This is a genomic window from Enterobacter sp. P82 (assembly GCF_037053385.1).
GTDB lineage: Bacteria > Pseudomonadota > Gammaproteobacteria > Enterobacterales > Enterobacteriaceae > Enterobacter.
This window is the reverse complement of the sequence record NZ_JBALHX010000004.1, coordinates 108,094-122,659: the sequence shown is the minus strand read 5'-3', so window position 1 is coordinate 122,659 and position 14,566 is coordinate 108,094. Positions and strand designations below refer to the sequence as shown.

Below are 14,566 nucleotides of genomic sequence, written 5' to 3'. Positions count from 1 at the left end.
ACCGTCGTCCGGTGTACCTCATTATTGGTGCCATCAATACGCCATTAGCTGCCTTAAATCAAAAATTGTCGCGTATGGGTTAATTAAAATCCCAGCTCGTTAACAATTTTGCGATCGACTACATCAGGATAAATTATGGAGCTGCTCTGCCCAGCCGGAAACCTTCCGGCGCTTAAGGCGGCCATCGAAAATGGGGCCGATGCGGTCTATATCGGGCTAAAAGATGACACCAACGCCCGCCATTTTGCTGGCCTCAACTTTACGGAGAAAAAGCTTCAGGAAGCCGTTAACTTCGTTCATCAGCACCGCCGCAAACTGCATATCGCCATCAATACTTTTGCCCATCCTGATGGCTATGCCCGCTGGCAGCGTGCGGTGGATATGGCGGCACAGCTGGGTGCGGATGCGCTGATCCTGGCCGACCTCGCTATGCTTGAGTATGCGGCAGAACGCTATCCCCATATTGAGCGCCACGTCTCTGTTCAGGCATCTGCCACTAACGAAGAGGCCGTGCGTTTTTATCATCAACACTTTGACGTGGCCCGCGTGGTGTTGCCACGCGTGCTCTCTATTCATCAGGTTAAGCAACTCGCGCGCGTCACGCCAGTGCCGCTGGAAGTTTTTGCTTTTGGTAGCCTGTGCATCATGGCTGAAGGCCGTTGCTATCTTTCCTCTTATTTAACCGGTGAATCGCCGAATACCGTCGGAGCCTGCTCCCCTGCCCGATTTGTTCGCTGGCAGCAGACGCCACAGGGGCTGGAGTCTCGACTGAATGAAGTACTGATCGACCGCTATCAGGACGGTGAAAACGCTGGCTATCCGACGCTGTGTAAAGGTCGCTATCTGGTCGATGGCGAGCGTTACCACGCGCTGGAAGAACCCACCAGCCTCAACACGCTGGAACTGCTGCCGGAACTGCTGGCGGCCAATATTGCCTCGGTAAAAATCGAAGGTCGCCAGCGCAGCCCGGCGTACGTGAGCCAGGTGGCGAAAGTCTGGCGTCAGGCCATCGACCGCTGCATGGCCGACCCGCAGAACTACGCCCCACAACCGGCCTGGATGGAGACGCTCGGCTCGATGTCCGAAGGCACGCAAACCACGCTTGGCGCGTATCACCGTAAATGGCAGTGAGATAACCATGAAATATTCATTAGGGCCGGTGCTCTACTACTGGTCAAAAGAGACGCTGGAAGATTTTTACCAACAGGCCGCCACCAGCAGCGCCGATGTGATTTATCTCGGTGAAGCCGTGTGCAGCAAACGCCGCGCCACTAAGGTCGGCGACTGGCTGGATATGGCAAAAAACCTGGCCGGAAGCGGCAAACAGGTGGTGCTTTCAACGCTCGCGCTGGTACAAGCCTCTTCCGAACTGGGGGAACTGAAGCGTTACGTTGAGAACGGCGAGTTCCTGCTGGAAGCGAGCGACCTGGGAGTGGTGAACATGTGCGCTGAACGCAAGTTGCCATTTGTCGCGGGTCATGCGCTGAACTGCTATAACGCCGTCACCCTGCGTCTGCTGCTCAAACAGGGGATGACACGCTGGTGCATGCCGGTAGAACTCTCCCGCGACTGGCTGGCAAATCTGCTGACACAGTGCGAAGAGCTGGGCATTCGCAATCAGTTTGAAGTGGAAGTATTGAGCTATGGCCATTTGCCGCTGGCCTACTCTGCCCGTTGCTTTACCGCGCGCTCGGAAGATCGTCCGAAAGACGAGTGTGAAACCTGCTGCATCAAGTATCCGAACGGGCGCAGCATGCTGTCTCAGGAGAATCAGCAGGTATTTGTTCTGAACGGTATTCAGACCATGAGCGGTTATGTCTATAACCTGGGCAACGAGCTGGCATCGATGAACGGGCTGGTAGACATGGTGCGTCTGTCGCCGCTGGATACCAGCGTGTTCGCAATGCTGGACGCCTTCCGCGCCAATGAAAATGGGACATCTCCGCTGCCGCTGACCGCTAACAGCGACTGCAACGGTTACTGGAAGCGCCTCGCCGGGCTGGAACTGCAGGTATAGCGATAAAGTGTAAAGGCTCACTTTGTTAACAACGGTTATTAATTTTTAATGCACTATTAAAAGATTCACCGTCGACAAAGTGAGCTGTTATGACTGATAAAACCATTCCGTTTTCGGTGCTGGATCTGGCGCCGATCCCACAAGGCTCCTCAGCGGGCGAGGCCTTTTCCCACTCTCTGGATCTTGCTCTTCTTGCCGAAAAACGTGGCTATCACCGCTACTGGCTGGCGGAACACCACAATATGGTGGGTATCGCCAGTGCCGCGACCTCAGTACTGATTGGCTATCTGGCGGCGAACACCACCACGCTGCATCTCGGGTCCGGTGGCGTCATGCTGCCGAACCATGCGCCCCTGGTGATTGCCGAGCAGTTTGGTACGCTCAATACTCTCTACCCAGGGCGCATTGATTTAGGGCTTGGTCGTGCGCCGGGCAGCGATCAGCCGACCATGCGCGCGCTACGTCGCCATATGAGTGGGGATATCGACAACTTCCCACGCGATGTGGCAGAACTGGTGGACTGGTTCGATGCGCGGGACCCAAACCCTCACGTGCGTCCGGTTCCAGGCTACGGCGAGAAGATCCCGGTGTGGTTGCTGGGCTCAAGCCTCTACAGCGCACAGCTTGCCGCACAGCTGGGGCTGCCATTTGCATTTGCCTCACACTTCGCGCCGGATATGCTGCATCAGGCGCTGCATCTCTACCGCACGAACTTCAAACCATCTGAACGTCTGGAAAAACCGTATGCGATGGTGTGTATCAACATCATTGCCGCCGACAGCAATCGCGATGCCGAGTTTTTGTTCACCTCCATGCAGCAGGCGTTTGTGAAGTTGCGCCGCGGTGAGACAGGCCAGTTGCCGCCTCCGGTGGAGAATATGCATCAGTTATGGTCCGCTTCCGAGCAGTATGGCGTGCAGCAGGCGCTAAGCATGTCTCTGGTGGGTGATAAGGCGAAAGTGCGTCACGGTCTGGAAGCGGTGCTGCGTGAAACGCAGGCCGATGAGATTATGGTTAATGGCCAGATATTCGATCACCAGGCGCGTTTATATTCGTTTGAGCTGGCGATGCAGGTGAAAGAAGAAATGTAGTGAAGTGTGTTTTGTTACTCCAGCCCTCTCCCACAGGGAGAGGGTGAAAAGAGGCGTTTACTGATACACAGGCAGCAAGTTGAAGCTCGACAGTACATGCACCAGCGCGTTGCCAACACCGAACACCAGAATCAGCACAATCATCGGTTTGCCGCCCCAGACGCGGAATTTAGGGCTACCGAAGCGTTTACGTGATTTACGCGCCAGCAGCGCCGGGACAATCGCAGCCCAGATGGTTGCTGCCAGTCCGGCATAGCCGATGGCATACAGGAAACCATTCGGCCACAGCAGGCCACCCACAATCGGTGGCAGGAAGGTCAGCAGTGCGGTTTTGAAGCGCCCCATTGCAGAATCATCAAAACCAAACAGATCAGCCAGGTAGTCAAACAGACCCAACGTCACGCCGAGGAACGAGCTCGCCACGGCAAAGTTGGAGAACACCACCAGTAAGAGATCCAGGCTACGGCTGTTCAGTACACCGCTCAAGGCCTGCACCAGCACATCAATATTTCCGCCCTTCTGCGCAATGCCGATAAATTCCGGACGCGGGATGTTGCCCATCGTCCCCAGCAGCCAAATCACATACAGACCCAACGCCAGCAGCGTACCGTAGACCAGGCATTTCACAATCGTACGTGGATCTTTGCCGTAGTACTTCATCAGGCTCGGCACATTGCCGTGGTAGCCGAACGACGCCAGACAGAATGGCAGCGTCATCAGCAGGTACGGTGTGTAGGAAGTATTCACTTCGCCGACGTTAAACAGTGTGGCGGGAGTGACGTGCCCCAGCAGGCTGCCGAAGGTCAGGAAGAAGGTGATGACCTTCGCGCCCAGCACAATCGCCGTCATGCGGCTCACCGCTTTGGTACTCATCCAGACGATAAACGCCACGCCAAGGGCAAAACACAGCCCCGCCAGACGCGCCGGAACGTTCAGCGACATCTCCGAGAAGGTGTGGTGAAGAATAGAACCGCTCGCTGAAATATACGCGTAGGTCAGGATGTAAAGCACAAACGCGATGGAGAGGCCGTTCACCAGGTTCCAGCCTTTACCTAACAGATCTTTGGTAATGGTGTCGAAGCTCGAACCAATACGGTAGTTCAGGTTCGCTTCGAGGATCATCAGCCCGGAATGGAGCATACAGAACCAGGTAAAGACCAGCGCCGCCAGCGACCAGAAGAACCACGCACCGGACATGACCACGGGCAGGGAGAACATCCCGGCCCCAATAATGGTTCCGCCGATGATCACCACGCCGCCAAGCAGCGAAGGTGACGTTTGGGTGGTGGTTAGTGTCGCCATACAGCCATTTCTCCAGTCAATCATGCGGTGATGCATTTTAATGTGCAGCACTGTACCAGTACAGGAGTACAAAAGAAATAAAAAAAGCCCCGATTGTGTTTATCGGGGCTGTATATTTTACTTTACGTCAGTTGCGTAAGGATTACGCGTCACGACGACGGCTTGAGCCTTCGTCACGACGTGGACCGCGGTTTTCACGGCGCTCACCGGAGAAACGACGACCTTCACCGCCACGACCTTCGCTGCGACCGCCTTCACGACGCTCACCACCGAAACCGCGACCACCGCCACGACGTTCGCCGCCACGGTCAGGACGTGGCTGTGCATCGCCCAGCAACTGCATGTTCATCGGCTTGTTCAGGATGCGGGTGCGAGTAAAGTGCTGCAGTACTTCGCCCGGCATGCCTTTTGGCAGCTCAATGGTAGAGTGGGATGCGAACAGCTTGATGTTACCAATGTAACGGCTGCTGATGTCGCCTTCGTTAGCGATCGCGCCAACGATGTGACGAACTTCAACACCATCATCACGGCCCACTTCAATGCGGTACAGCTCCATGTCGCCCGCGTCACGACGCTCGCGACGTGGACGGTCTTCACCACCGCGCTCTGGACGGTCACCACGTGGACCACGATCGTTACGGTCGCCACGACGTTCGAAGCGATCGTCACGGTCACGGAATTCACGCTTAGGACGCATTGGTGCATCTGGTGGCACGATCAGGCTACGTTCGCCTTGCGCCATTTTCAGCAGTGCTGCTGCCAGAGTTTCCATATCCAGCTCTTCGCCTTCAGCGGTTGGTTGAATCTGCGACAGCAGTGCACGGTACTGATCCAGATCGCTGCTTTCCAGCTGCTGCTGAACTTTCGCGGCGAATTTTTCCAGACGGCGTTTGCCCAGCAGTTCTGCGTTTGGCAGGTCAGCTTCTGGAATGGTCAGCTTCATGGTGCGTTCGATGTTACGCAGCAGACGACGCTCACGGTTCTCAACAAACAGCAGAGCACGACCCGCACGACCCGCACGACCGGTACGACCGATACGGTGAACGTAAGACTCGGAGTCCATCGGGATGTCGTAGTTAACAACCAGGCTGATACGCTCAACGTCCAGACCACGTGCTGCCACGTCGGTTGCAATCAGGATATCCAGACGACCGTCTTTCAGACGCTCCAGAGTCTGCTCACGCAGGGCCTGGTTCATGTCGCCGTTCAGCGCTGCGCTGTTGTAGCCGCTACGCTCAAGCGCTTCAGCCACTTCCAGGGTCGCGTTTTTGGTACGAACGAAGATAATCGCCGCATCAAAATCTTCCGCTTCCAGGAAACGTACCAGCGCTTCGTTTTTGCGCATGCCGTATACAGACCAGTAGCTCTGGCTGATGTCCGGACGAGTGGTAACGCTGGACTGAATACGCACTTCCTGCGGCTCTTTCATGAAGCGGCGGGTAATGCGACGAATCGCTTCTGGCATGGTTGCAGAGAACAGCGCGGTCTGATGACCGTCCGGGATCTGCGCCATGATAGTTTCTACGTCTTCGATGAAGCCCATACGCAGCATTTCATCTGCTTCATCCAGTACCAGGCCGCTCAGTTTAGAGAGGTCCAGAGTACCGCGCTTCAGGTGATCCAGCAGACGGCCAGGCGTACCGACAACAATCTGTGGGCCCTGGCGCAGGGCGCGTAACTGCACGTCATAACGCTGGCCGCCGTACAGGGCAACCACGTTTACGCCGCGCATATGTTTAGAGAATTCCGTCATTGCTTCAGCAACCTGAACAGCCAGTTCACGGGTTGGAGCCAGGACGAGGATCTGCGGTGCACGCAGGTCCGGATCAATGTTGTTCAGCAGCGGCAGCGAGAACGCCGCAGTTTTACCGCTACCAGTCTGGGCCATGCCCAGCACGTCACGACCAGAGAGTAGATGTGGGATACATTCTGCCTGGATCGGAGATGGTTTTTCGTAACCCAGATCGTTAAGGGCTTCAAGGATAGGAGCCTTCAGGCCCAGATCTGCAAAAGTGGTTTCGAATTCAGCCATGTAGTACGAGTGCCTCAATGTCAATGGCGGCCAGTCTACTTAGCTCATCGTGAAAATGATCTGCAATTTTCATTGAAAAGTGTGAACCGGCTCAAATTAGATGTATTGACGAACAACAACGCCCTCACCAGTTAAGGTGATGGCAATCAAAAGATTACGGGCTGATGTTTATGTCGTCAGCTATTGCTGGTCCGATTCTGCCAGGTCATCTTGCTCCTGGCCCAAGAGCGATAATTCCAACAATGCATAACGGTGCTCAACGAAGTTGTGTACGTTGTTAGCAACCGCTAATTTGAACAGTGCCGTAGCGCTGTCCTTATCCCCCAGACTTAGGTAGTACTTACCTAAATAGAAGTTGGTTTCACTGAGATGCTCAGCGAGCGAGGTGTTATCCGTTGCGTCCGCCTTGAGGCGTTCCATCAGCGTTGCTTCGCTAATGTTGCCCAGGTAGAACTCGACAATGTTCCATCCCCACTGTTCCTTGTCCGATTTATCGAAGCGCTGTTTCAGTGCCTCTTTTGCCTGCTTCTCATCGAGCTTCCGCTCAACGATGTAAAGCCACAGGCTACGGAAAGGATCATTAGGATCGTCTTGATAAAACGCCAGCAGATCATCTTGCGCTAACTTGTCACGACCGCCGTAATATAATGCGATACCGCGATTCAAGTGCGCGTAGTTGTAAGTTGGATCAAGCTCAAGTACAGAATCAAACGCTTCATAGGCAGCATCAAAATTGCCTGCCTGCGTTAAATAAATGCCTAAGTAATTGAATACTTCAGGCATATCAGGTCGGATTGCCAGCGCTTGTGAAAAATCATTTCGCGCCAATGCCCTCAGACCGAGACTATCATACAACACTCCGCGCTCATATAAAAGCTGTGCGCGTTCGTCATCGGTTAAAGCCCGACTGGCAAGAATTTGTTCCATGCGCGCCAGAATCACTTCCTGCTGCAAAGTCGGTTGCAATGGCACTGCGAGGACTTCGCTCTTACGCCAGGCAGAGTTGCTGCATCCTGCCAGCGTTAGAGCTGTCGCAACGAAACACCAGCGCAAAAAAGGCTTCATTTCCCACTCCCGAAGACAACTATTGGATGAACGTCCTGTCCCCCGGCGGCTTAACAAGGCGTCCTGCCTGATAATAGGCCCTCCGCAAAGCGGAGGGCAAATGGCAACTTACTCGCCTTGCTGTTCTGCTGCCTGTGCTTCTGGCGCAGCAGCTGGCTGAGACTGCTCGGTTGCTTCTTTAATGCTCAGACGGATACGGCCCTGGCGGTCAACTTCCAGAACTTTAACCGGTACTTCCTGGCCCATCTGCAGGTAATCGGTCACTTTCTCAACGCGCTTGTCAGCGATCTGAGAGATGTGAACCAGACCTTCTTTACCGCCACCGATGGCAACGAACGCGCCAAAGTCAACGATACGGGTCACTTTACCTGCATAGACGCGGCCCACTTCGATTTCTGCAGTGATTTCTTCAATACGACGGATAGCGAATTTCGCTTTCTCGCCATCGGTTGCAGCAATCTTCACTGTACCGTCATCTTCGATTTCGATGGTGGTACCAGTTTCTTCGGTCAGAGCACGGATAACAGAACCACCCTTACCGATAACATCTTTGATCTTGTCTGGATTGATCTTGATGGTGTGAATACGCGGAGCGAACTGAGAAATATCGCCACGCGGTGCGTTAATCGCCTGTTCCATCACGCCCAGGATGTGCAGACGCGCACCTTTAGCCTGGTTCAGAGCAACCTGCATGATCTCTTTGGTGATACCTTCAATTTTGATATCCATCTGCAGTGCAGAGATACCGTCGCGGGAACCCGCTACTTTGAAGTCCATATCGCCCAGGTGATCTTCGTCGCCCAGAATGTCAGACAGAACAACAAAGTTGTCGCCTTCTTTCACCAGACCCATTGCGATACCCGCAACAGCGGCTTTGATTGGCACGCCTGCATCCATCAGCGCCAGAGAGGCACCACACACGGAAGCCATAGAAGAAGAACCGTTAGATTCGGTGATTTCAGAAACCACACGAACGGTGTACGGGAATTTGTCTGCGTCTGGCATCACTGCCAGCACACCGCGCTTCGCCAGACGACCGTGACCAATTTCACGACGCTTCGGTGAACCCACCATACCGGTTTCACCTACGGAGTACGGAGGGAAGTTATAGTGGAACAGGAAGCTGTCAGTACGCTCGCCCATCAGTTCGTCGATGATCTGTGCATCACGGGCAGTACCCAGAGTTGCCGTCACCAGCGCCTGAGTTTCACCACGGGTGAACAGTGCAGAACCGTGAGTACGTGGCAGTACGCCAGTACGAACGTCCAGACCACGGATCATGTCTTTTTCGCGGCCATCGATACGCGGCTCACCAGCCAGAACGCGGCTACGAACAACGTTTTTCTCGATTGCGTGCAGGATTTCGCCAATTTCGTTAGCATCCAGCGTTTCGTCTTCAGCAACCAGGGCAGCGGTAACGTCAGATTTGATCACGTCAACCTGAGCGTAACGCTCCTGTTTGTCAGTGATACGGTACGCATCGCTCAGACGAGATTCTGCCAGTGCAGCAACGCGTGCATTCAGTGCGTCGTTTGCCGCTTCTGGCTGCCAGTCCCAACGTGGTTTACCCGCTTCTTTCACCAGGTCGTTGATGTTCTGGATAACAACCTGCTGCTGATCGTGACCGAAGACCACGGCGCCCAGCATCTGGTCTTCGCTCAGCAGTTCAGCTTCGGATTCAACCATCAGAACGGCGGCTTCAGTACCAGCAACCACCAGGTCCAGCTTACTTTCTTTCAGCTCTTCCTGAGTTGGGTTCAGTACGTACTGGTCGTTGATGTAACCTACGCGCGCAGCACCGATTGGGCCATTGAATGGAATACCAGACAGTGACAGGGCAGCAGATGCACCGATCATCGCTACGATGTCCGGGTTAACCTGTGGGTTAACGGAAACAACGGTCGCGATAACCTGAACTTCGTTCACGAAACCTTCCGGGAACAGCGGGCGAACCGGGCGGTCAATCAGACGCGCGATCAGGGTTTCGCCTTCGCTTGGACGGCCTTCACGACGGAAGAAACCACCTGGGATTTTACCGGCAGCGTAAGTACGCTCCTGGTAGTTAACGGTCAGCGGGAAGAAGTCCTGACCTGGTTTTGCTTTTTTCTGGCCAACTACGGTCACGAATACTGCGGTGTCATCCATGCTTACCATAACGGCAGCAGTAGCCTGACGTGCCATCATGCCGGTTTCCAGCGTGACGGTATGTTGACCATACTGGAATTTACGAACGATCGGATTCAGCAAAGTTCTGTCCTTTCTTAAATGTTTGACAGCACACCCACGGCGTGCTGTCGATTTAACCCGACCTTCTTCGCATCCTCGCGACTAATGACAACCGACACCCTCATGGGTGAAGCCTCTCATTAGCCGCGCGAACCTCTGCAATGAAGATCATTTATAGCAACAATACAATAGTTTCCAGTGAATTGCTGCCGTCTGGTTGAAAAAAGGGGCCATCAGGCCCCCTTTTCTGAAACTCGCAAGACTTAGCGACGCAGACCCAGACGCTCGATCAGCGCGGTGTAGCGTGCAACATCTTTACGTTTCAGGTAGTCGAGCAGTTTACGACGCTGAGAAACCATGCGCAGCAGACCACGACGGCTGTGGTGATCTTTTTTGTGCTCTGCAAAGTGACCCTGCAGGTGGTTAATCTGTGCAGTCAGCAGTGCAACCTGAACTTCGGTAGAACCGCTGTCGTTAGTACCACGACCAAACTCAGAAACGATTTTAGCTTTAGCTTCAACGCTTAGAGACATTTTCAAACTCCAAAGTATAAAGAATGTAAGGATGCCGATCTCTAATTCAGCAATCCAATGTACGCCCCGCAGATTGTTAAACAATTTACCAGGCGTTAAGCGGCAATATTCTACTCGTCTCCCCTGCTTATCGCAAGGTGAGCCGTTATCGCCGTCACGCTTCTACCGGGTATTCGACGACCAGACGGCGCGGCGCAACGCGCCCTTCACCATCCATTTCGCCCATCCCAATAAACTTGCCTTCATCACCTTCGGTCACGCGTACCAGACCTTCCAGCGGCGCATCAGCCGTACGAACGGGATTTCCGTTCTTAAAGTAAACGGACGATGTTAAAGGAAGATTAACAACAGGGAAGTCCGCTGCCGGACTGTCCATTGGCATCAGCAATGGATCCAGTAAATCTGCCGGAGCAATCCCCTGGGCTTCAGCCTGTTCAACCAACGCGCGAAGATGTTCAAGGGTCACCATCCGCTCTACTGGATACTTACTCACCGCAAGGCGGCGCAGGTAGATAACATGCGCGCCACAGCCCAGTTTTTCACCGAGATCGTCGATGATGGTACGAATATAGGTGCCTTTCGAACAGTGCACTTCCAGCTCCAGTTCATCCCCTTCGTGGCGAATAAACAGCAGTTCATACACAGTTATGGGACGGGCTTCACGCGGGACTTCAATGCCCTGGCGTGCATATTCGTAGAGTTTTTTTCCCTGATATTTCAGCGCCGAATACATCGACGGCACCTGCATCGTGTCCCCACGGAAGCTCTCCAGCGCAGCATCAAGCTGTTCCGCGCTGAATATCACCGGACGCTCTTCTACCACCTGACCATCTGCGTCGGAGGTATCCGTACGCTGTCCTAGTTTGGCGATAACGCGGTAACGCTTATCGGAGTCGAGCAGGTATTGGGAAAATTTTGTCGCCTCCCCCAGACAAACCGGCAGCATACCGGTTGCCAGAGGGTCCAGCGCACCCGTGTGGCCCGCACGGTTGGCGTTAAAAATACGCTTAACTTTTTGCAGCACGTCGTTGCTGGAAGCGCCCTGGGGTTTATCCAGCAGCAGCACACCATGCACGTCGCGACCACGACGACGAGGACGACTCATTAGTCCTCCTTGCTGTCGTCCGCTGGGTTAACACGACGTTCGTCGTCATGTTTCACCACGCTGGTTACCAGGTTAGACATACGCATACCTTCGACCAGCGAGTTGTCGTAGAAGAAGGTCAGCTCAGGCACGATACGCAGACGCATCGCTTTACCAAGCAGAGAGCGGATGAAACCAGAGGCTTCCTGAAGGGCTTTGATACCGTTTTTAACTGCGGCTTCATCCTGATCGTTCAGGAAAGTCACGAACACTTTGGCATACGCCAGATCACGGGACATTTCTACGCCAGACACGGTGGTCATCATACCCACGCGTGGGTCTTTAATTTCACGTTGCAGAATGAGGGCGATCTCTTTCTGCATTTCCTGCGCTACGCGCTGAGGGCGACCAAATTCTTTCGCCATAATAAATTCTCCAGACAAAAAAGGGGCTAAAGCCCCTTTTTTAAATTATTGCCGGGTGGCGCGAGGCGATCCCGGCCTACAATCGGTCATTAAGCGATGGTACGCTGAATTTCGATGATCTCGAACACTTCGATCATATCGCCAACGCGAACGTCGTTGTAGTTCTTCACGCCGATACCACATTCCATACCGTTACGGACTTCGTTCACGTCATCTTTGAAGCGGCGCAGAGATTCCAGCTCGCCTTCATAGATAACCACGTTGTCGCGCAGGACACGGATTGGGTTGTGACGCTTGATGATACCTTCGGTAACCATACAGCCCGCGATCGCACCGAATTTCGGTGATTTGAACACGTCACGTACTTCAGCCAGACCGATGATCTGCTGTTTCAGCTCAGGAGACAGCATACCGCTCATCGCAGCTTTCACTTCGTCGATCAGGTTATAGATGACGGAGTAGTAACGCAGATCCAGGCTTTCCGCTTCGATCACGCGGCGAGCAGAAGCATCAGCACGCACGTTGAAGCCAACCAGGATGGCGTTGGACGCTGCAGCCAGAGTTGCGTCAGTTTCGGTGATACCACCGACACCAGAACCGATGATCTTCACTTTAACTTCGTCGGTGGACAGTTTCAGCAAGGAGTCGGAGATCGCTTCCACAGAACCCTGAACGTCAGCTTTCAGAACAACGTTCACTTCGTGAACTTCGCCCTCGGTCATGTTGGCAAACATGTTCTCGAGTTTAGATTTCTGCTGACGAGCCAGTTTAACTTCACGGAATTTGCCCTGACGATACAGTGCAACTTCACGTGCTTTCTTCTCGTCACGCACAACGGTCACTTCGTCACCGGCAGCCGGCACACCGGACAGACCCAGGATTTCCACTGGAATGGACGGACCTGCTTCCAGGACTTCCTGACCCAGTTCGTTACGCATCGCACGAACACGACCATATTCGAAACCACACAGGACGATATCGCCTTTATGCAGTGTACCTTCGCGAACCAGAACGGTAGCTACAGGGCCACGGCCTTTATCCAGGAAGGATTCGATAACAGCGCCGCTCGCCATACCGTTACGGATCGCTTTCAGTTCCAGAACTTCAGCCTGCAGCAGGATCGCGTCCAGCAGCTCGTCGATACCGGTACCTGCTTTCGCAGACACGTGTACGAACTGGCTTTCACCGCCCCACTCTTCTGGCATGATGCCGTACTGGGACAGTTCGTTTTTAACACGATCCGGATCCGCTTCTGGCTTATCGATCTTGTTCACTGCAACCACGACCGGCACACCCGCCGCTTTCGCGTGCTGGATAGCTTCGATAGTCTGTGGCATGACACCATCGTCAGCTGCAACAACCAGAACAACGATATCTGTCGCCTGAGCACCACGAGCACGCATTGAGGTAAACGCGGCGTGACCTGGGGTATCCAGGAAGGTGATCATACCGTTGTCAGTTTCTACGTGGTAAGCACCGATGTGCTGGGTAATACCACCCGCTTCACCGGAGGCCACTTTCGTAGAACGAATGTAGTCGAGCAGAGAGGTTTTACCGTGGTCAACGTGACCCATGATGGTCACCACTGGCGCACGCGGTTCAGCCGCAGCACCGGTGTCACGGTCGCTCATTACCGCTTCTTCCAGCTCGTTTTCACGACGCAGGATAACTTTGTGGCCCATCTCTTCGGCAACCAGCTGTGCGGTTTCCTGGTCGATAACCTGGTTGATGGTCGCCATTGCGCCCAGCTTCATCATCGCTTTGATGACCTGAGAGCCTTTAACTGCCATCTTGTTCGCCAGATCGCCAACGGTGATGGTTTCGCCGATCACAACGTCACGGTTAACGGCCTGAGCTGGCTTCTGGAAGCCCTGCTGCAGAGAAGAACCTTTACGCTGTTTTCCGCCTTTACCACCACGTACCGCTGCACGCGCTTCTTCGCGGTCAGCTTTAGATTCGGCGTGTTTATTGCCTTTTTTCGCCGGACGCGCTGCTTTCGCATTGCGACCACGACCACGGCCGCCTTCAACTTCACGGTCGTTATCATCTTCAGCCTGACGCGCGTGCTGAGAAGTGGTCACGTGATAGTCGCTGGTATCTTCAGACTGCTCAGCGGTATCAACACCGTTCTTCTCGTTTTCTTCTGCCATACGACGTGCTTCTTCAGCCACACGACGTGCTTCTTCTTCCAGCTTACGACGGGCTTCTTCTTCCGCTTTACGCTTCAGCTCGGCAGCTTCATTTTCACGGCGGGCTTTTTCAGCCTGGGCGGTTTTGGTCATTTCGTCTGTCTGTTGATTGCTCACTTTGTCTTTTTCCGCAGCGTCACGCTTCACTTTATCACTTGCGTCGCGTTTCGCTTTTTCTGCGGCCTCACGTTCAGCTTTTAATTCTGCTTCACGTTTAGCGGTTGCTTCCGCCTCACGCTGAGCTTGTTCTTCCGCTTCACGCTGTGCCTGCTCTTCCGCGGCAAGGCGTTCTGCCTCTTGCGGATCACGTTTTACAAAGGTGCGCGTCTTGCGGACTTCAATTTGTACCGATTTGCTTTTGCCACCGGTACCTGGGATGTTTAACGTGCTACGCGTTTTGCGTTGCAGCGTTAACTTGTCAGGCGTCGAACCGTGTTCACGGTTCAGATGCGTTAACAAGGTTTGTTTTTCTTGCGCGGTCACCGAGTCATCAGCGGACTTCGGGATCCCTGCATCAGCAAATTGCTGTACCAGGCGGTCCACGGAGGTCTGAATCTCAGCAGCCAGCGATTTTACAGTTACATCAGTCATGCTGTTCCTTC

At 54.0% G+C, this 14,566-nt stretch carries 12 protein-coding genes; 3 read left to right on the top strand and 9 right to left on the bottom strand.

The features are described 5' to 3' along the window. The first annotated feature begins 135 nt into the window (after positions 1-135). From ubiU to WB237_RS17750, 3 genes are all read left to right on the top strand, one after another. Positions 136-1,131: a ubiquinone anaerobic biosynthesis protein UbiU gene (gene ubiU / locus WB237_RS17760; RefSeq protein ID WP_028017054.1), complete on the top strand. Its 996-nt coding sequence runs from the start codon at positions 136-138 to the stop codon at positions 1,129-1,131. Between the two features lie 7 nt (positions 1,132-1,138). Then, positions 1,139-2,017, top strand: coding sequence for a U32 family peptidase (locus WB237_RS17755; protein WP_336214965.1), 879 nt, complete (start codon positions 1,139-1,141; stop codon positions 2,015-2,017). An 89-nt stretch (positions 2,018-2,106) separates the two neighbouring features. After that, positions 2,107-3,108 carry a luciferase-like monooxygenase gene (locus WB237_RS17750; protein WP_336214963.1) on the top strand — a complete coding sequence of 334 codons (1,002 nt, stop codon included), beginning with the start codon at positions 2,107-2,109 and terminating at the stop codon, positions 3,106-3,108. 57 nt (positions 3,109-3,165) lie between these two features. Here WB237_RS17750 and mtr read toward each other — a convergent pair whose 3' ends face one another. The 9 genes from mtr to infB form a co-directional block, all read right to left on the bottom strand. After that, positions 3,166-4,410 (bottom strand): tryptophan permease, encoded by a 1,245-nt coding sequence (gene mtr, locus WB237_RS17745; protein WP_336214961.1) that lies wholly within the window; start codon positions 4,408-4,410, stop codon positions 3,166-3,168. A 142-nt stretch (positions 4,411-4,552) separates the two neighbouring features. Next, a complete protein-coding gene (locus WB237_RS17740; RefSeq protein WP_028017050.1) occupies positions 4,553-6,442 on the bottom strand; it encodes a DEAD/DEAH family ATP-dependent RNA helicase in 1,890 nt (629 codons plus the stop codon). Beyond that, entirely contained in the window at positions 6,435-6,515 is an 81-nt protein-coding gene (gene yrbN / locus WB237_RS17735; RefSeq protein ID WP_097533792.1) for a protein YrbN, read from the bottom strand. The genes WB237_RS17740 and yrbN overlap by 8 nt, the downstream gene beginning before the upstream one ends. Positions 6,516-6,622: 107 nt before the next feature. Beyond that, complete coding sequence (gene nlpI, locus WB237_RS17730; protein ID WP_008501476.1) at positions 6,623-7,507, bottom strand: lipoprotein NlpI; 885 nt, start codon at positions 7,505-7,507, stop codon at positions 6,623-6,625. Positions 7,508-7,615: 108 nt separating this feature from the next. Beyond that, positions 7,616-9,754, bottom strand: coding sequence for a polyribonucleotide nucleotidyltransferase (pnp, locus tag WB237_RS17725; RefSeq protein ID WP_442892516.1), 2,139 nt, complete (start codon positions 9,752-9,754; stop codon positions 7,616-7,618). A 242-nt stretch (positions 9,755-9,996) separates the two neighbouring features. Further along, a complete protein-coding gene (rpsO, locus tag WB237_RS17720) occupies positions 9,997-10,266 on the bottom strand; it encodes a 30S ribosomal protein S15 (RefSeq protein WP_003861789.1) in 270 nt (89 codons plus the stop codon). Positions 10,267-10,420: 154 nt separating this feature from the next. Beyond that, the gene (gene truB / locus WB237_RS17715) at positions 10,421-11,371 is read right to left on the bottom strand and encodes a tRNA pseudouridine(55) synthase TruB (RefSeq protein WP_336214958.1); all 951 of its coding nucleotides are present in this window, start codon (positions 11,369-11,371) and stop codon (positions 10,421-10,423) included. Then, entirely contained in the window at positions 11,371-11,775 is a 405-nt protein-coding gene (gene rbfA / locus WB237_RS17710) for a 30S ribosome-binding factor RbfA (protein ID WP_003024988.1), read from the bottom strand. Before rbfA ends, truB begins: the two co-directional genes overlap by 1 nt. A gap of 89 nt (positions 11,776-11,864) precedes the next feature. Then, a complete protein-coding gene (infB, locus tag WB237_RS17705; RefSeq protein ID WP_028017047.1) occupies positions 11,865-14,555 on the bottom strand; it encodes a translation initiation factor IF-2 in 2,691 nt (896 codons plus the stop codon). Between the last annotated feature and the right edge of the window lie 11 nt (positions 14,556-14,566).